This is a genomic window from Agromyces sp. CCNWLW203, from assembly GCF_036576125.1.
Classification (GTDB): Bacteria; Actinomycetota; Actinomycetes; order Actinomycetales; family Microbacteriaceae; genus Agromyces.
In genome coordinates this window covers 120563-138133 of the sequence record NZ_JAZHYX010000003.1, presented here as the reverse complement: position 1 = coordinate 138133, position 17571 = coordinate 120563, and the positions used below count along the sequence as shown (strand labels likewise).

Sequence of the window (17571 nt, the reverse complement as noted above, 5' to 3'; positions counted from 1 at the left end):
CACGGCGCGACGATGCACTCCCGCTGCTCCGCCCGGGTCGCGGTCCGGCCCCCACGGCCTGATCAGAGTCGCGAACGCGAGAGGGGGGCGGCGGGGGGCCGCCCCCTTCTCGCGTCTGTCGCGGTGTCGCTCGTGTGTCAGTAGTCGCGCGCGATGAGCGATTCGGGCACTTCGGATGCCGCGTCGGCATCGACGAAGAACACCGTTCTCCGCCGACCCTTGATGCCAGCCACCGGCACCTCGTCGCGGCTCGCACCGGCGAGGGCCAGCCCGAGTGCTGAGGCCTTGTCGGCGCCCGCGAGCACCATCCACACGCGCTGCGACGCGTTGATGACCGGTCGCGTGAGGCTGAGTCGCTCGGGCGGCGGCTTCGGCGAGTTGCGCACGGCGATCACCGTGCGATCGGTGACCTGGATGCCGGAGCGGTGCGGGAAGAGTGAGGCGACGTGCCCGTCGGGTCCGACGCCGAGGAACGTGATGTCGAAGATCGGATGCGGGAGCCCGTCGGCGCCGTGCGCCGCGAGTTCGGCCGCGTAGGCCTCTGCCGCCGCATCGAGGTCGAGCCCGGAGTCGACTGCGGGGAACGGGTGCAGGTTCTCGGACGGCAGCTCGAGTGCTCCGAGGAACGCGACGCGAGCCTGCTCGTCGTTTCGCTCGGTGTCACCGGCCGAAAGCCAGCGCTCGTCGCCCCACCAGAAGTGCACGCGCGACCAGTCGATCGAGGTGTGCGCGGGAGATGAACCCACCGACTCGAGCACCGCGGCGCCCATGGAGCCGCCCGTGAGCACGATGTGCGCCACGGCCTGCGTGTCGAGGATGTCGAGGAGCTTCGTGATGAAGCGCGCCGCGACCGACCCGGCGAGTGAGGCCTTGTCGGGGTGCACGAGCACGCGTCGTTCGTTCGTCATGCGGTTCCTCCTTCGCCGCCGGCGTCGAGGAGCTCGAGTCCGCGGGTGATCACCTCACCGTACAACTCATCGGGGTCGAGGCGGCGCAGCTCGTCGGCGAGACAGTCGCGCAGGTTCCGACGAGCGAGGGCGAGGTCGTGCCGCGGCTGACCGGGCTGACGGAGCGTTGCGATGCCCGGCACGTCGCGGATCAGCTCGATCGTGCCGCCGTCGCGTTCGAGGCTGACCCCGTGGATGCCGTGGTACCCGGCTTCGGGCCCGGCGAGCTCGTACTCGGTCGGGGCGTTGAGCTGCAGTCGCAGCCAGGCCGCGAGGAGGGTGGTCGACGGCGAGTCGACCGCACCGCTCACGTGCACCCGGGTCACGGGTTCGTACGGGGGCTGGTCGAGCACCGCGGCGAGCTGGGCGCGCCAGAGGGTGAGCCTCGTCCATGCGAAGTCGGCGTCGCCGGGCGTGTAGTTGCCGGCGAGTGCGCGAAGCGCCGCCTGCGGGTCGGGCTGCGCCGAGGCATCCGTGATTCTGCGATGCGCGATGCGCCCGAGCGGCGAGCGCCCGGGAACCTCGGGCGCTGCGCCCGGCCACCACGTGACGACCGGGGCATCGGGGAGGAGGAGCGCCATGATGAGGCTCTCCTCGTCGCGTGCGGCGTCACCGCAGGCGCGGAGCACGATGACCTCGCTCGCACCGGCGTCGCCGCCGACGCGGATCTCGGCGTCGAGCCGAGGAGCGACCGCCGACGTCTCGGTGCCCGGCTCGGTCGAGACGACGATGACACGCATCGGGTGCTCGCGCGATGCGTCGTTCGCCGCTTCGATCGCCTCCTCCTCGACACCGGGCGAGGTGGCGATGACGAGGGTGAGCACGCGGCCGAGGGCGACGACGCCGCCCTCTTCGCGGATCTTCACGAGGGTCTTCGAGACCTGGCTGGTCGTCGTGTCGGGCAGATCGACGATCATGGGCGTCTCCAGCTTCGTCCGTCGCGTTCGAGGAGTTCATCGGCGGAGGCCGGGCCCCAGGTGCCGGGGCGGTACTGCTCGGGCTGTCCCTGCGTCGCCCAGAACTCCTCGATCGGGTCGAGGATCTTCCAGGAGAGTTCGACCTCCTCCTGGCGGGGGAAGAGGGGCGGGTCGCCGAGCAGCACGTCGAGGATCAGGCGTTCGTAGGCCTCGGGGCTCGCCTCGGTGAAGGCGTGGCCGTAGCCGAAGTCCATGGTCACGTCGCGCACCTGCATGCCGGCACCCGGCACCTTCGATCCGAAACGGATCGTGACGCCCTCGTCGGGCTGCACGCGGATGACGAGCGCGTTCTGGCCGAGCTGCGAGGTCTGGCTGTCGGCGAACACCTGCTGCGGCGCGCGCTTGAACACGACCGCGATCTCGGTGACGCGTCGGCCGAGGCGCTTGCCCGCACGCAGGTAGAACGGCACGCCCGCCCAGCGGCGCGTGCCGATGGTCAGCTTCATGGCGGCGTAGGTCTCGGTCGTCGACTCGGGGTTCATGCCGTCTTCGTCGAGGAATCCGATGACCTTCTCGCCGCCCTGCCAGCCGCCGGCGTACTGGCCGCGAGCGGTGCCGGTCGCGAGATCCTCCGGCAGGCGCACGGCCGCGAGGATCTTCTCCTTCTCGGCGCGCAGGTCGCCGGCCTCGAATGAGATCGGCTCCTCCATAGCGGTGAGTGCGAGGAGCTGCAGCAGGTGGTTCTGGATCACGTCGCGTGCAGCGCCGATGCCGTCGTAGTACCCGGCGCGTCCGCCGACGCCGATGTCCTCCGCCATCGTGATCTGCACGTGGTCGACGTGGTTCGCGTTCCAGATGGGCTCGTAGAGCTGGTTCGCGAAGCGGAGCGCCAGGATGTTCTGGACGGTCTCCTTGCCGAGGTAGTGATCGATGCGGAACACCGAGTCGGGCGGGAAGACCGACGCCACGACGTCGTTCAGCTCGCGCGCCGTCTTCAGGTCGCTGCCGAACGGCTTCTCGATGACGACGCGGCGCCACTGGTCGCCGCGCTGCTCGGTGAGGCCGGAGCGCTTCAGCTGCTCGGTGACGAGCGGGAACGACTTCGGCGGGATCGATAGGTAGAACGCGTGGTTGCCCATCGTGCCGCGCTCGCGATCGAGGTCTTGGACGACCTCGCGGAGGCGGTCGAAGGCCGCGTCGTCGTCGAAGTCGCCGGGTACGAAGCGGATGCCGCGAGCCAACTGCTTCCAGACGTCTTCACGGAACTCGGTGCGGGCGTACTCCTTGACGGAGTCGTGCACGACCTTCTCGAAGTCCTGGTCGGCCCATTCCCGCCTGGCGAAGCCGACGAGTGCGAAGCCCGGAGGCAGGAGCCCCCGGTTCGCGAGGTCGTAGACCGCCGGCATCAGCTTCTTGCGCGACAGGTCGCCCGTGACGCCGAAGATGATGAGACTCGACGGACCCGCGATGCGGTTGAGCCGGTAGTCCTTGGGGGAGCGGAGCGGGTTGTGCGTCGCGGTGATCTCAGCCGGTTGCATCGTTCCTCCGGGTTCTCAGGCGACGACGTCGAACAGCGTCGCCGCGCCGGCCGAGGGGTCGGTGAGGGTGAGGGTGAGCACCGGGCGACCGAGTTCGGCGAGCACGCTCGCGTCGCCCGAGGCTTGGGCGGCGATCAACTGGCCGAAGGTGAACGGACGATCGGGGATCTCGAGGTCTTCCGCGGGCTGCTGCGTGATCTGCAGGAAGGCTCCGACCGCGGGGCCGCCCTTGTGGAACTGGCCGGTCGAGTGGAGGAAGCGCGGGCCCCAGCCGAACGTGACCGGTCGGCCGGCACGCGCCGCGAGCAGGCCGCGAAGCCGCTCGAGCTCGGGGTGGGCGACCCGGTCGACGTAGGCCTGGATCGAGAGGTAGCCGTCGGCCGGCAGCTCTTCGAGTAGCACGTCGATCGCCGAGGCGAGGTCGCTCGATGCGCCGATGACCTCTGGGGTGCCGCGCACCTCGATGCCCTGCTCGACGAACGCGGCCGGCGTGGGCTCGGGGCGTGCGTCGAGGAGGCCCCGTGCTGCGATCTTCGCCGACTCGACGTCGGGTTGGTCGAACGGGTTGATGCCGAGGATGCGGCCGGCGACCACGGTCGCGTACTCCCAGACGAGGAGCTGCGCGCCGAGGGTGCCCGACACGCGGATCTCGCCGGAGTCGTCGCGACCGAAGATGTCGTCGCCGGCATCGTCGACGATGCGCACGATCTGCAGATCCGCGAGGCCTTCGCCGAGCTCGGGTGCGTCGACGTCCAACACGACGGGGAGGAGCCCCGTGCCGTTCTTGCCCGTCGACTCCGCGATGAGCTGTTCGGCCCAGTCGGGGAGCCCGACGATGTGGGTGCCGTCGGCGATGATGCCGAGCTTGTCGCGAAGGGGAGCCGTCGCCGCGATCGCGGCGCCGAGCACGAGCCCGGGGTTCTCGGGGCTGTCGATGGCGAGCGAGAGCTCGATCGTCTCGGCCTCGTCGAGCACCTCGGCGATGTCGACCCCCGCGAGCCCGGAGGGCACGAGGCCGAAGGCGGTGAGCGCCGAGTAGCGGCCGCCCACATCGGGGTCGGCGTTGAACACGCGGTAGCCCGCCGCGCGGGCCGACTCGTCGAGCGGTGAACCCGGGTCGGTCACGACGACGATGCGGGTCGTGGGGTCGATGCCGGCGTCGCGGAAGGCCTGCTCGTACACGCGGCGCTGACTGTCGGTCTCGACGGTCGAACCCGACTTCGACGAGACGACGAGTGCCGACGTCTCGAGTCGGTGGGCGAGCGCCGCGCGAACCTGACCCGGCTCGGTGGAGTCGAGCACGGTGAGGTCGACGCCCGTCGTGCGCGTGATGACCTCGGGCGCGAGCGACGAGCCGCCCATGCCGGCGAGCACGATGTGGTCGACACCGGCGGCTGCGAGCTCCTCGCGGAGGGCCTCGATCTGCGGCACGAGCGGTCGTGAGATCGCCACGGCCTCGGTCCAGCCGAGTCGCTTCGCAGCCTCGGATTCGGCCTCGGGTCCCCAGAGGGAGGCATCCTGGGCGGTGATGCCACTCGCGACCAGGTCTGCCACGAGCCCCGGCACCGTGGCGCGCACGGCGTCGGCCGCAGCTCCGCTCACGGAGATGCGGAAGCTCATCGTGCGGCCTCCAGCGCACCGCGAACGGTGTCGAGCAGTTCGTTCCACGAGACGATGAACTTGTCGACGCCCTCGTTCTCGAGCACGAGGGTCACGTCGTCGTAGTCGACGCCGATCGCTGCGAGCGCTTCGAGCACCGCACCGGCCTGCGTGTATGCGCCGGTGACGGTGTCGCCCGTGATGACGCCGTGGTCGAACGTCGCCTCGAGGGTCTTCTCGGGCATGGTGTTCACGACGCCGGGTGCGACGAGCTCGGTCACGTAGAGGGTGTCGGGCAGCGCAGGGTCCTTCACGCCGGTCGATGCCCAGAGGGGGCGCTGGCGGTTCGCACCCGCTGCGAGGAGCGCTGCGGCACGCTCGCCGCCGAACTCCTGCTCGAAGAGCTCGTAGGCGAGGCGCGCGTTCGCGATGCCGGCCTTGCTCTTCAGTGCGAGGGCTGCGTCGGTGCCGATGGCCTCGAGCCGCTTGTCGATCTCGGTGTCGACGCGCGAGACGAAGAACGAGGCGACGGAGTGGATCGTCGAGAGATCGTGGCCCGCGGCCTTCGCCTGCTCGAGGCCGGCGAGGTAGGCGGCGATGACCTGGCGGTAGCGCTCGAGGCTGAAGATCAGCGTGACGTTGACGCTGATGCCCGAGCCGATGGCCTCGGTGATCGCGTCGAGGCCTTCGACGGTGGCGGGGATCTTGATCATCGCGTTCGGACGGTCGACCTTCGCCCAGAGCGACTTCGCCTCGGCGATCGTGCCGGCGGTGTCGCGGGCGAGCGCGGGGGAGACCTCGATCGAGACGCGGCCGTCGAAGCCGCCCGACCGGTCGTACACGGGGCGGAAGACGTCGGCGGCGTCGCGCACGTCGTCGGTCGTGATCTCGAAGACCGCGGTGTCGACGTCGGCGCCGGCCGCGGCGAGTTCGTGCACCTGCGCCACGTAGCGCTCGCCCTTGGCGAGGGCGCCGGCGAAGATCGTCGGGTTGGTGGTCACGCCGACGACGTCGCGCTCGGCGATGAGCCGGGCGAGGTCGCCCGAGGCGATGCGCTCACGCGAGAGGTCGTCGAGCCAGATGCTGACGCCGGCCTCCGACAGTGCTGCAGTGGGGGAGCTGGTCATGGGAGTTTCTCCTCTTCTGGCGCGCGTCAGGCCGACGCGAGCGATTCCTTCGCGGCGGCGACGACGGCCTCGGCCGTGATGCCGAACTCGCGGAACAGGGTCTTGTAATCGGCGGAGGCGCCGAAGTGCTCGATCGACACTGCGCGTCCGCGCGAGCCGAGGTAGCGGTGCCACGAGAGCGCGAGGCCGGCTTCGACCGAGACCCGGGCCGTGACGCCCGAGGGCAGCACCTGCTCGCGGTACTCGGCCGGCTGCTCCTCGAACCACTCGAGCGACGGCGCGGAGACGACGCGTGCGCCGATGCCCTCGGCCGCGAGCGTCTCGCGGGCCGCGAGCGCGAGCTGCACCTCGGAACCGGTGGCGATGAGGATCACGTCGGGCGTGCCCGACGCGGCCTCGGCGAGCACGTAGGCGCCCTTCGCCACGTTCGACGCGGCCGCGAGGGTGTCGCCGGATGCCTCGGCCGCGCCCCGCTCGAACACGGGGATGTTCTGGCGGGTGAGCGCGATGCCCGCAGGGGCATCCGTGCGCTTCAGGATCTCGAGCCAGGCGTGCGCGACCTCGTTGGCGTCGGCGGGCCGCACGACCGTGAGGCCCGGGATCGCCCGGAGCGTCGCGAGCTGCTCGATCGGCTGGTGCGTCGGGCCGTCTTCGCCGAGGGCGACGGAGTCGTGGGTCCACACGAAGATCGAGGGCACCTGCATGAGCGCGGCGAGACGCACGGCGGGCCGCATGTAGTCGCTGAAGATCAGGAAGGTGCCGCCGAAGGCGCGGGTCTTGCCGTGCAGCACGATGCCGTTGACGATGGCGCCCATGGCGTGCTCGCGGATGCCGAAGTGCAGCACGCGGCCGTAGGGGTTTCCCGAGAACTCGTGGGTCGACCATTCGGTCGGAATGAACGACGCCGCCCCGTTGATCGTGGTCAGGTTCGACTCGGCGAGGTCGGCGGAGCCGCCCCAGAGCTCGGGCAGCACGCCGGCGAGGGCGTTGATGACCTTGCCCGACGCTGCACGCGTGGAGACCTCGGTGCCGCCTTCGAAGACGGGGAGCACGGACTCGACGTCGGCGGGGAGTTCGCCGGCCTCGAGACGGTCGAGCAGCGCCTTGCGGTCGGGGTTCGCCGCGGCCCATGCGTCGAAGGCGAGCTGCCATTCGGCGTGCTCGGCTGCGCCGCGCTCGATGGCGCCGCGCGTGTGGGCGAGCACGTCTTCGGCGACGGCGAAGGTCTGCTCGGGGTCGAAGCCGAGCACCTCCTTCGTCGCGGCGAGTTCGGCTGCGCCGAGTGCCGAGCCGTGGATCTTGCCGGAGTTCTGCTTGCCGGGCGACGGCCAACCGATGATCGTCTTCAGGATGATGATCGAGGGCTTGTCGGACTCGCCCTTGGCGGCCTCGATCGCGGCGTGCAGTTCGGCCACGTCTTCGACGTATTTGCCCGTCTTCTTCCAGTCGACGGTCTGCACGTGCCATCCGTAGGACTCGTAACGCTTGGCGACGTCTTCGGTGAAGGCGATGTTGGTGTCGTCTTCGATCGAGATCTGGTTGGAGTCGTAGATCACCACGAGGTTGCCGAGTTGCTGGTGGCCGGCGAGCGAGGAGGCCTCGCTCGTGATGCCCTCCTGCAGGTCGCCGTCACCGGCGACGACGTAGACGAAGTGGTCGAACGGGCTCGTGCCCGCCGCGGCATCCGGGTCGAAGAGGCCGCGCTCGAAGCGCGAGGCGTACGCGAAGCCGACCGCGGAGGCGAGGCCCTGGCCGAGCGGGCCCGTCGTGATCTCGACGCCCGCGGTGTGGCCGTACTCGGGGTGACCGGGGGTCTTGGACCCCCAGGTGCGCAGCGACTCGAGGTCGGAGAGCTCGAGGCCGTCGCCCGCGAGGAAGAGCTGCACGTACTGGGTCAGCGAGGAGTGACCCGCCGAGAGGATGAAGCGGTCGCGGCCGAGCCAGGCGTGGTCGGACGGGTCGCGGCGCATGACCTTCTGGAAGAGGAGGTAGGCGGCGGGCGCGAGGCTCATCGCGGTGCCGGGATGCCCGTTGCCGACCTTCTCGACGGCGTCGGCCGCGAGGACGCGGGCCGTGTCGACCGCCTGGTCGTCCAGAGATTCCCACTGCAGAGTTGCCACGATTGTGCTGTTCCTTCCGGTCGCTGGACGGTGACGGGAAACCGATGGTCCCGAGCACCCCTGGAATCGCTTCGGCGCGAGTTTGCCCGGCGGATGACACCTGGTCGCCTGCACCGGACGGCAATTCGAAACCGCGCCGTCGGGCGCGCTGATGCCAAGTATATGGACTCCTCAGGTTTCATGACGGTGACGCGAAGCTCACCCGGCCTGCGCTCGGCAGTGAGGCCGACAGCGGCGCGGAAGGGCGCCGACCGACGGGCGACACATGATGTCATAGAATCGATTGCGGGCGTGGCCGTGCTTTGCGTGCTCGCGTGCCGGAAGAGGAACGATGCAGGCAGCCGTAGAGACCCGTGACCCCCGACCGGCGATGACCGTACGGCGAAAGCTCGCCGCCTACCTCGCGCTCACCAAGCCGCGAGTGATCGAGTTGCTGCTCGTCGTGACCGCCCCGACGATGATCCTCGCCCAGCAGGGGCTGCCGAGCCTTTGGCTGCTCATCGCGACCCTCGTCGGCGGCGCCATGAGCGCCGGCTCCGCCGGGGCGTTCAACTGCTACATCGACCGCGACATCGACCGGGTCATGAAGCGCACACAGGGCCGTCCGCTGGTCACCGGCGAACTGAGCGACCGCGAGGCGCTCGTCTTCGCCTACGGCCTCGGCATCGCCTCGATCGTCTGGCTCGGTCTCTTCACGAACTGGCTCGCCGCTGCGCTCTCGCTCGGCGCGATCCTGCTCTACGTCGTCTTCTACAGCCTGATCCTGAAGCGCCGCACGGCCCAGAACATCGTCTGGGGCGGCGTCGCGGGCTGCATGCCCGTGCTCATCGGCTGGGCCGCGGTCACGGGCGACCTCAGCTGGCCGCCCGTCATCCTGTTCCTCATCATCTTCCTCTGGACGCCGCCGCACTACTGGCCGCTCTCGATGAAGTACAAAGACGATTACGCGGCTGCCGGCGTGCCGATGCTCGCCGTCGTCCGCGGCCGTGCGCAGGTGGGACTCCAGGTCATCCTCTACGCGTGGGCGACGGTGGCGTGCTCGCTGCTGCTCATCCCCATCGCCGACATGGGCCTCGTCTACTCGACGGTCGCGCTCGTCACGGGCGTCTGGTTCATCTATGAGACGCACCGCCTCTACAACCTCGCGATCCGCCACCAGCAGGTCTCGCCGATGCGGGTCTTCCACGGCTCGATCGCGTATCTGTCGCTGCTCTTCCTCGCGGTCGGCATCGATCCGCTGCTCCCGTTCTAGCGGGGCAGCGGCGAGGCTCCGCGAGCCGCAGGCGCCGGTGGGTTCTCGCCGCCGAACCCGTCAGTCGAGGATCTCGTCGGCGTCGTGCGCTGCGTAGAACGCCGACTGCCGCTGCATGATCTCCGCCATCCCGGTCGAGCGGTCGACGCCGTAGACGGTGCCGGGGAAGTCGAGCGCCTGCTGGACGGCCCAGATCTCGTCGTGCCGATCGGGGCTGAACAGCTGCGCGGGCGTGCCGACCGCGATCCATCCGATCGGGACGACCGTCCCCGGTTCCAGCGTCGTGTTCACCTGGACGACCGCGTTGATGCGCACCTCGGCGCCTTCGCCGACGACGGCGCCGGGGAACACGGATGCGCCGGTGGCGACGAACGCGCCGTCGCCGATCTTCGCTCCGTTGACGTGCGCGTGCGGGCCGATCATGACGCCATCGCCGATGAGCGCCGGATGCCCCGCGCGTCCGCGCACCAGCGCGTGCTCGAGGATCACGGAGTTCGTGCCGACACGGACCTCGCCGTCTTCGGCCGTGAGCACGGCTCCGTGCAGGATGCGGGCGCCGGCCTCGACGCGCACGTCGCCGGAGATCACGGCGCCCGGGGCGACCGTTGCTTCGGGCGAGATGCGCGGCTCGCTGCCGCGGTGCCTGACGAGCATCAGTGAGCGGATGCCTCGACGGGCGACGTCTCGCGCGCGGCATCCGCGGCCACCGGGCGCTTGAGTCGCATGATGACGACCGTCATCGCGGCGGCCGTGAGCGCGGCGAGCACCATGTGCACGCCGACGGCCAGCACCGGAAGGCCGTTGCGCGACTGGTAGAGGCCGACGCCGACCTGCACGAGCTCGATCGCGAGCAGCGCGATCGACCAGCGGAGCGTCGGCAGCTTCAGGCGCCATGCCGCCGCGACGAGCGCGAGGGTCAGCACGAGCAGTGCGTAACCGGGCCAGGAGTGCACGTGCGCGAGCACGCTCGCATCGACCCCCGTGCGGATGACGTCCTCATCGCCCGAGTGCGGACCCGACGCGGTGGTGACGACGCCGACCACGACCGTCAGCGCCAGCACCGCGCTCGTGACGTGGGTGAGGATCGCGTAGGGCTTCGGCACGGCGATCTCCCGTGATCCGCCGGGCTCGTACATGCGGACGAGGAAGGCCGCCGCGATGCAGACGATGACGACCGAGACGGTGTAGTGGAAGCCGACGAGCGCCGCGGCGAGCTCCTGCCAGACCACGAACGCGCCGACGAGCGCCTGCACGATGACGAGCACGAAGACGAGGACCGCGAGCACGAAGAGGTCGCGCCGTTCGCTGCGGCGGCGCCAGACCAAGATCAGCACACCGATCGCCGCGATCAGGAGCGGACCGCTGATCGTGCGGTTCGCGAACTCGATGACCCCGTGGATGCCGAGCTCGGGCGTCGGAACGAGGGACCCGGGCACGCAGACCGGCCAGTCGCTGCAGCCGAGCCCCGATCCCGTGAGGCGCACTGCGCCGCCCGTCGCGATGATCAGCACGTTGAGCACGAACGAGGCCCAGGCGAAGAAGCGGAGAGAGCGGGTCACGCGGGTCGTTCCTGATCCGGATCGCGCTGTGACGGCACTGGGAGTCCTGCCCGGCACCCACCGCGACCCTATAGACTTGAGGGGTTGGGAGGCCCGCCGACCGCGCGAGATCGCGCGCCACGGGCCGCATACCATCTTAGGTTGGCACTAGCGCCACCGGGCACATCATCACCCACTCAACGAGCACCTCGACTCACGAGGGGAATGAGCCGGCCTGATAGCCGGTTGCACGGGAGGAGAAGAGGGAGAGCATGACGGACGTACTGATCGACCGACCGGAACTCGAAGGACTCGGTACCTACGAGTTCGGCTGGGCCGACTCCGACGCCGCGGGGGCTTCCGCCCGACGCGGCATCTCGCCGGAGGTGGTCGCCGACATCTCAGGGCTGAAGAGCGAACCCGAATGGATGCTCCAGCGCCGCCAGCGCGCGCTGCAGCTCTTCGAGCGCAAGCCCATGCCCACCTGGGGCGCCGACCTGTCGGAGATCGACTTCGACAACATCAAGTACTTCGTGCGCTCGACCGAGAAGCAGGCCCAGACCTGGGAGGACCTGCCCGACGACATCAAGAACACGTACGAGAAGCTCGGCATCCCCGAGGCCGAGCGCCAGCGCCTCGTCGCGGGCGTCGCGGCCCAGTACGAGTCCGAAGTGGTCTACCACCAGATCAACGAAGAGCTCGAGCGCCAGGGCGTCATCTTCATGGACACCGACACCGCGCTGAAGGAGCACCCCGAGTTCTTCGAGGAGTACTTCGGCACCGTCATCCCCGCGGGCGACAACAAGTTCGCGGCGCTCAACACGGCCGTCTGGTCGGGCGGTTCGTTCGTCTACGTGCCGAAGGGCGTGCACGTCGAGATCCCGCTGCAGGCCTACTTCCGCATCAACACCGAGAACATGGGCCAGTTCGAGCGCACGCTGATCATCGCCGATGAGGGCAGCTACGTGCACTACATCGAGGGCTGCACGGCACCGATCTACAAGAGCGACTCGCTGCACTCGGCCGTCGTCGAGATCATCGTGAAGAAAGACGCACGCGTGCGCTACACGACGATCCAGAACTGGTCGAACAACGTCTACAACCTCGTGACCAAGCGCGCGACCGCCGCCGAAGGCGCCACCATGGAGTGGGTCGACGGCAACATCGGCTCGAAGGTCACGATGAAGTACCCGTCGATCTTCCTCATGGGCGAGCACGCCAAGGGCGAGACGCTCTCGGTCGCCTTCGCGGGCCCGGGCCAGCACCAGGACGCCGGCGCGAAGATGATCCACATGGCGCCGTACACGCAGTCGTCGATCGTCTCGAAGTCGATCGCGCGCGGCGGCGGCCGGGCCGGCTATCGCGGCGAGGTGCGCATCGACGCCAACGCCCACCACTCGGCGAACAGCGTCGTCTGCGACGCGCTGCTCGTCGACACGATCTCCCGCTCCGACACCTATCCGGCGATCGACATCCGCGTCGACGACGTGAAGCTCGGCCACGAGGCGACGGTGTCGAAGGTCAGCGAGGAGCAGCTCTTCTACCTGATGAGCCGCGGCATCGACGAGACCGAGGCCATGTCGATGATCGTGCGCGGCTTCATCGAGCCGATCGCGCGCGAGCTCCCCATGGAATACGCGATGGAACTCAACAAGCTCATCGAGATGGGCATGGAAGGCAGCGTCGGCTAGGAATGACCGATCAGATGACCAGCACAGCCATGCCCACTGCGGCCCAGCACGGCCTCGTCGCGCACTCCGACGGCGCCTTCGTGCCGGTGCAGACCCGCTCCGAGCGGTTCCGCTCGGTGAACGTCGACGAGTTCGCGCCCGTCACCGGTCGCGAGCACGAGTGGAAGTTCTCGCCGATCGCGGCCTTCGCCGACCTGATCAGCGGCGAGCTCGACGGCTCGCGCCTCGCGATCGAGACGACGGATGCCGCGGGCATCGCGTTCTCGTACATTCCGCGGGGCGACTCCCGCATCGGCACGGCGGGCACGCCCGAGGAGCGCGCGAGCGCCAACGCGTGGTCGACGTTCGACGAGGCACTCCTCGTCTCCGTCACCGGTGAAGACGAGAAGATCGCGTTCGTGACCCGCACGGGCCTCGGCGACACCCCGCGCGCTGCGCACACCGTGATCGAGGCGGCGCCGAACAGTCGCGGCTTCGTCGTGCTCGCCGGCACGGGGGCGGCTCGCCTCAGCGAGAACGTCGAGATCCTGGTCGGCGACGGGGCATCCCTCACGGTCGTCTCGCTGCAGGAGTGGGACGACGAGGCCGTGCACCTTTCGAGCCAGTTCGCCCGCCTCGGCCGCGACGCATTCCTGAAGCACATCGTCGTCTCGCTCGGCGGCAAGGTCGTGCGGGTGAACCCGTCGACCCACCTGGCCGAGCAGGGCGCCGACATCGAAGCCCTGGGCCTCTACTTCGCCGACGCAGGCCAGCACCTCGAGCAGCAGGTCTACGTGCACCACGACGCACCGCACACCAAGAGCCGCGTGACCTACAAGGGCGCGCTGCAGGGCTCCGGTGCTCGCACCGTCTGGATCGGCGACGTGCTCATCGGCAACGCGGCGGTCGGCACCGACAGTTACGAGCAGAACCGCAACCTCGTGCTCACCGAGGGCACCCGCGCCGACTCCGTGCCGAACCTCGAGATCGAGACAGGCGACATCGAGGGGGCCGGTCACGCGAGTGCCACGGGCCGTTTCGACGACGAGCAGCTGTTCTACCTCATGGCACGCGGCATCCGCGAAGACGAGGCACGTCGCCTCGTCGTGCGCGGCTTCCTCACCGACATCGTGCAGAAGATCGGCTCGGCCGACCTCGAAGCCCGCCTCACGGCGGCGATCGAGGCTGAACTGGAAGGTCGCTGACGTGACATCCGTGCGTGTGTGCGCCATCGACGACCTCGCCGTCAACCAGGCTTCGCGCTTCGTGCTCGAGGGCGTTCCCATCGCGGTCGTGAAGGACGCCGCGGGTGACGTCTTCGCCATCGGCGACACCTGCACGCACGGCGACATCTCGCTGGCCGAGGGCTTCGTGGAAGACGACACCCTCGAGTGCTGGGCGCACGGCTCCATGTTCTCCCTCAAGACGGGCAAGCCGCTCACGCTGCCCGCGTACGAGCCCGTCCCGGTGTACCAGGTCGAGCTCAAGGACGGCGACGTCCACATCGATCCCGCGGTCACCCTGGCCGTCTGACCCAACCTTCTCCGGCCCGGAACGGCCGGCAACCGAAAGAGACCACTACGAACATGTCCGTTCTCGAGATCAAGAACCTCCACGTCAACGTCGAGACCGACCAGGGCACGCGCGAGATCCTCCGCGGCGTCGACCTCGTCATCAACGAGGGCGAGATCCACGCGATCATGGGCCCCAACGGCTCGGGCAAGTCGACGCTCGCCTACACGATCGCCGGTCACCCCAAGTACCAGGTCGTCGAGGGCGAGATCCTCCTCGACGGCGAGAACGTGCTCGACATGTCGGTCGACGAGCGTGCACGCGCGGGCCTCTTCCTCGCGATGCAGTACCCCGTCGAGATCCCCGGCGTGACCGTCACCAACTTCCTCCGCACCGCCAAGACGGCGATCGACGGCGAGGCGCCCTCGATCCGCGGCTGGATCAAGGACGTGCGCGAGTCGATGGGCAACCTCAAGATGGACTCGGCGTTCGCCGAGCGCAACGTCAACGAGGGCTTCTCGGGCGGCGAGAAGAAGCGCAACGAGATCCTCCAGCTCGAACTGCTGAAGCCGAAGTTCGCCGTGCTCGACGAGACCGACTCGGGCCTCGACGTCGACGCGCTGAAGATCGTCTCCGAGGGTGTCAACCGGGCGCACTCGAACACCGGGCTCGGCGTGCTGCTCATCACGCACTACACGCGCATCCTCCGCTACATCAAGCCCGACTTCGTGCACGTCTTCGTCGCGGGCAAGATCGCCGAGCAGGGCGGCGCAGAGCTCGCCGACCGTCTCGAAGAAGAGGGCTACGACCGTTACCAGGTCGCGGAGTCCGCGGCCGCGGCCTCGGCCGAATAGGCAGAGGGTAGAATCCGACCATGGTCTCCTCCCTCGCACCAGAGCGCTACGACGAGGTCGAAGAAGCGCTGAAAGACGTCATGGACCCCGAGCTCGGGGTCAACATCGTCGACCTCGGCCTCATCTACGACCTCGGCTGGGACGACGAGAACGACGCACTGGTGATCCACATGACGCTCACGAGCGCCGGATGCCCGCTCACCGACGTCATCGAGGAGCAGACGGCCGAGGCGCTCGACGGCACCGTCGACGCCTTCCGCATCAACTGGGTGTGGATGCCGCCGTGGGGCCCCGAGCGCATCACCGACGACGGCCGCGACATGATGCGGGCGCTCGGCTTCGCGATCTGAGTCTCGCGATCCGAGCCACCAGCTCGACACCTTCGGATGCCCCGTGCAGCGGGCTGCACGGGGCATCCGCCGTCTCAGGCGAGCCCGCGGCGCTCGAGGAGTGCGCCGATCTCGGGTTCGCGCCCGAGGAGGCGCCGGATCGACTCTCGCGGGTCGCGGGACCCGCCGACGGCGAGGATCTCGGTGCGGTACCGCGCACCGTTCTCGCGCGTGGCACCGCCGTTCGCCTCGAACCACGCCATGATGTCGGCGCCGGGTACCTCGCTCCAGATGTACGAGTAGTACCCTGCGTCGTATCCGCCCGCGAAGACGTGTGCGAAGTAGGTGCTCGAGTAGCGCGGCGGCACGAGGGGGTCGTCGAGCCCGGCCGCAGCGAGTGCTCGGTGCTCGAACTCGGCGACGTCGGTGACGGCCTCGGCCTCGGCGGGGGAGAGTCGGTGCCACGCCTGGTCGAGCACGGCCGCTGCGAGGTACTCGGTGGTCGAGAACCCCTCGTTGAACGTGCGCGACGCCAGTAGCCGATCGACGAGCTGCTGCGGCATCCGATCGCCGGTCTCGTGATGCACCGCGTACTCGCCGAGCACCTCGGGCCGCAGCACCCACAGCTCGTTGACCTGGCTCGGCAGCTCGACGAAGTCGCGGTACACGTTCGTGCCCGACATCGAGGCGTGCACGACGTTCGAGAGCAGTCCGTGCAGCGCGTGGCCGAACTCGTGGAAGAGGGTCTCGGTCTCGTCGAGCGTGAGCAGGGTCGGTTCGCCGGCGGCCGGCCGGGCGACGTTCATGTTGTTGACGACGACCGGCAGCGTGCCCTCGAGCTTCGACTGCTCGACGAGCGCGCTCATCCACGCACCGCCCCGCTTCGAGTCGCGTGTGTAGAGGTCGAGCAGGTAGAGGCCGACGGGTGTTCCGTCCTCTTCGAACACCTCGAACACGCGGGTCTCGGGATGGTAGCCGACGAGATCGGTGCGCTCTTCGAACGTGAGCCCGTAGAGCAGGTGCGCAGCGTGGAACACGCCCCGCGTCAGCACCCGATCGAACTCCAGGTACGGGCGCATCTCCTCGAGGTCGGCCGCGTACCGCTCGCGTCGCACCGCTTCGCTCAGCAGGGCCCAGTCGGATGCCGCGACCGCACGGCGGCCGTCGACTGCCGCCTGCTCGGCGAGGGCGAGCCCTTCGCGCCGGGCGTTCGCCGTCGCGGCGGGCACGAGTCGTTCGAGCAACTCGGCGACCGCCTCGGGCGTGCCGGCCGTCTCATCGACGGTGACCGCTGCGGCATGGTCGTCGAAGCCGAGCAGGGCCGCGCGCTCGGCGCGGAGTCGCGCGATCTCGAGAAGGGTGTCGCGGGTGTCGTGGGCGCCGCCGCGGCATCCGCGCGACCGCGACGCGATGAACAGGCGGTCGCGCACCGCATCGCGCTCGAGGGACGCGAGCGTCGGCTGGCCGGTCGGCAGCACGAGCGTGATGAGCCAGCCGTCGAGACCGCGCGCGAGTGCGGCCTCGCGCGCGGCGGAGCGCCGGCCCTCGTCGAGTCCGGCGAGGTCGTCGGGGTCGGTCAGATGCAGCGCGAGGTCGTTCGCGTCGGCGAGCAGATGCTGCTGGAACGCCGTTGTCAGCTCGGAGAGGCGGGTGCCCCGTGCCGTGAGCTCGTCGCGATCGGCCTCGCCGAGAGCGGCGCCGGCGAGGGTCGCGGTGCGGTGGAACCGGTCGAGCAGCTCCGCCGACTCCGCATCGAGCTCGAGCGAGCCGCGGGCGGCGTGCAGCTCGGCGAGTCGGGCGTAGAGCCGCGGATCGAGGCGGATCGCGTCGTGGTGGGCCGACAGCAGCGGCGCGAACTCGACCTCGATGGCGTCGATCGCGGCGTCGCTGTCGGCCGAGCTCGCATTCTCGAACACCGGGAGCACGCGTCGCAGCAGCGCTCCCGAGCGCTCGAGGGCGACGACGGTGTTCTCGAACGTGGGCGGCGCGGCATCCGTTGCGATCGCCTCGACCGCCTGGCGCTGCTCGCGCATGCCCGCCTCGATCGCCTCCCGATAATGCTCGGGGCGGATGAGTGCGAAGAGCGGGAGCCGGTAGGGCAGCGGACTCGGCTCGAGGAACGGATTGGAGTGCTCGGTCATCCGTCCACCGTAGTTCGCTGTCACACG

General features: G+C 69.4%; 15 protein-coding genes. 6 read left to right on the top strand and 9 right to left on the bottom strand.

All coding sequences use genetic code 11. The features are described 5' to 3' along the window. Positions 1 to 137: 137 nt before the first annotated feature. Genes pgl through tkt form a run of 6 tightly spaced genes read right to left on the bottom strand, consistent with a single transcriptional unit; the run spans position 138 to position 8248 of the window. Positions 138 to 908 (bottom strand): 6-phosphogluconolactonase, encoded by a 771-nt coding sequence (pgl, locus tag VPH61_RS08800; RefSeq protein ID WP_332063133.1) that lies wholly within the window; start codon positions 906 to 908, stop codon positions 138 to 140. Beyond that, on the bottom strand, positions 905 to 1864 hold the full coding sequence (locus VPH61_RS08795; RefSeq protein ID WP_332063132.1) for a glucose-6-phosphate dehydrogenase assembly protein OpcA: 960 nt from the start codon (positions 1862 to 1864) through the stop codon (positions 905 to 907). Before VPH61_RS08795 ends, pgl begins: the two co-directional genes overlap by 4 nt. Then, complete coding sequence (gene zwf / locus VPH61_RS08790; protein WP_332063131.1) at positions 1861 to 3402, bottom strand: glucose-6-phosphate dehydrogenase; 1542 nt, start codon at positions 3400 to 3402, stop codon at positions 1861 to 1863. Before zwf ends, VPH61_RS08795 begins: the two co-directional genes overlap by 4 nt. A gap of 15 nt (positions 3403 to 3417) precedes the next feature. Next, positions 3418 to 5022 (bottom strand): glucose-6-phosphate isomerase, encoded by a 1605-nt coding sequence (locus VPH61_RS08785; RefSeq protein ID WP_332063130.1) that lies wholly within the window; start codon positions 5020 to 5022, stop codon positions 3418 to 3420. Next, a complete protein-coding gene (gene tal, locus VPH61_RS08780; protein ID WP_332063129.1) occupies positions 5019 to 6128 on the bottom strand; it encodes a transaldolase in 1110 nt (369 codons plus the stop codon). The genes VPH61_RS08785 and tal overlap by 4 nt, the downstream gene beginning before the upstream one ends. 26 nt (positions 6129 to 6154) lie before the next feature. Further along, entirely contained in the window at positions 6155 to 8248 is a 2094-nt protein-coding gene (gene tkt, locus VPH61_RS08775; protein WP_332063128.1) for a transketolase, read from the bottom strand. A 331-nt stretch (positions 8249 to 8579) separates the two neighbouring features. Between tkt and VPH61_RS08770 the strand changes: the two genes are divergently transcribed. After that, positions 8580 to 9500, top strand: coding sequence for a heme o synthase (locus VPH61_RS08770; protein WP_332063127.1), 921 nt, complete (start codon positions 8580 to 8582; stop codon positions 9498 to 9500). 60 nt (positions 9501 to 9560) lie between these two features. Here VPH61_RS08770 and VPH61_RS08765 read toward each other — a convergent pair whose 3' ends face one another. Together VPH61_RS08765 and VPH61_RS08760 are read right to left on the bottom strand one after the other, a co-directional pair. Continuing rightward, positions 9561 to 10154 carry a gamma carbonic anhydrase family protein gene (locus tag VPH61_RS08765; protein ID WP_332063126.1) on the bottom strand — a complete coding sequence of 198 codons (594 nt, stop codon included), beginning with the start codon at positions 10152 to 10154 and terminating at the stop codon, positions 9561 to 9563. After that, a complete protein-coding gene (locus VPH61_RS08760; RefSeq protein WP_332063125.1) occupies positions 10154 to 11059 on the bottom strand; it encodes a COX15/CtaA family protein in 906 nt (301 codons plus the stop codon). The genes VPH61_RS08765 and VPH61_RS08760 overlap by 1 nt, the downstream gene beginning before the upstream one ends. Before the next feature lie 251 nt (positions 11060 to 11310). Between VPH61_RS08760 and sufB the strand changes: the two genes are divergently transcribed. The 5 genes from sufB to VPH61_RS08735 are packed head-to-tail and all read left to right on the top strand — an operon-like array spanning position 11311 to position 15424. Further along, entirely contained in the window at positions 11311 to 12729 is a 1419-nt protein-coding gene (gene sufB, locus VPH61_RS08755; RefSeq protein ID WP_332063124.1) for a Fe-S cluster assembly protein SufB, read from the top strand. A 14-nt stretch (positions 12730 to 12743) separates the two neighbouring features. After that, on the top strand, positions 12744 to 13913 hold the full coding sequence (sufD, locus tag VPH61_RS08750) for a Fe-S cluster assembly protein SufD (RefSeq protein WP_332063123.1): 1170 nt from the start codon (positions 12744 to 12746) through the stop codon (positions 13911 to 13913). A gap of 1 nt (position 13914) precedes the next feature. Next, on the top strand, positions 13915 to 14241 hold the full coding sequence (locus VPH61_RS08745) for a non-heme iron oxygenase ferredoxin subunit (RefSeq protein ID WP_332063122.1): 327 nt from the start codon (positions 13915 to 13917) through the stop codon (positions 14239 to 14241). A 53-nt stretch (positions 14242 to 14294) separates the two neighbouring features. Continuing rightward, positions 14295 to 15074 carry a Fe-S cluster assembly ATPase SufC gene (gene sufC, locus VPH61_RS08740; protein ID WP_332063121.1) on the top strand — a complete coding sequence of 260 codons (780 nt, stop codon included), beginning with the start codon at positions 14295 to 14297 and terminating at the stop codon, positions 15072 to 15074. 20 nt (positions 15075 to 15094) lie between these two features. Continuing rightward, positions 15095 to 15424: a metal-sulfur cluster assembly factor gene (locus tag VPH61_RS08735; RefSeq protein ID WP_332063120.1), complete on the top strand. Its 330-nt coding sequence runs from the start codon at positions 15095 to 15097 to the stop codon at positions 15422 to 15424. Positions 15425 to 15498: 74 nt separating this feature from the next. Here the strand turns inward: VPH61_RS08735 and VPH61_RS08730 are convergent, their stop codons facing one another. Then, positions 15499 to 17544 carry a M3 family metallopeptidase gene (locus VPH61_RS08730; protein ID WP_332063119.1) on the bottom strand — a complete coding sequence of 682 codons (2046 nt, stop codon included), beginning with the start codon at positions 17542 to 17544 and terminating at the stop codon, positions 15499 to 15501. Positions 17545 to 17571: the final 27 nt, after the last annotated feature.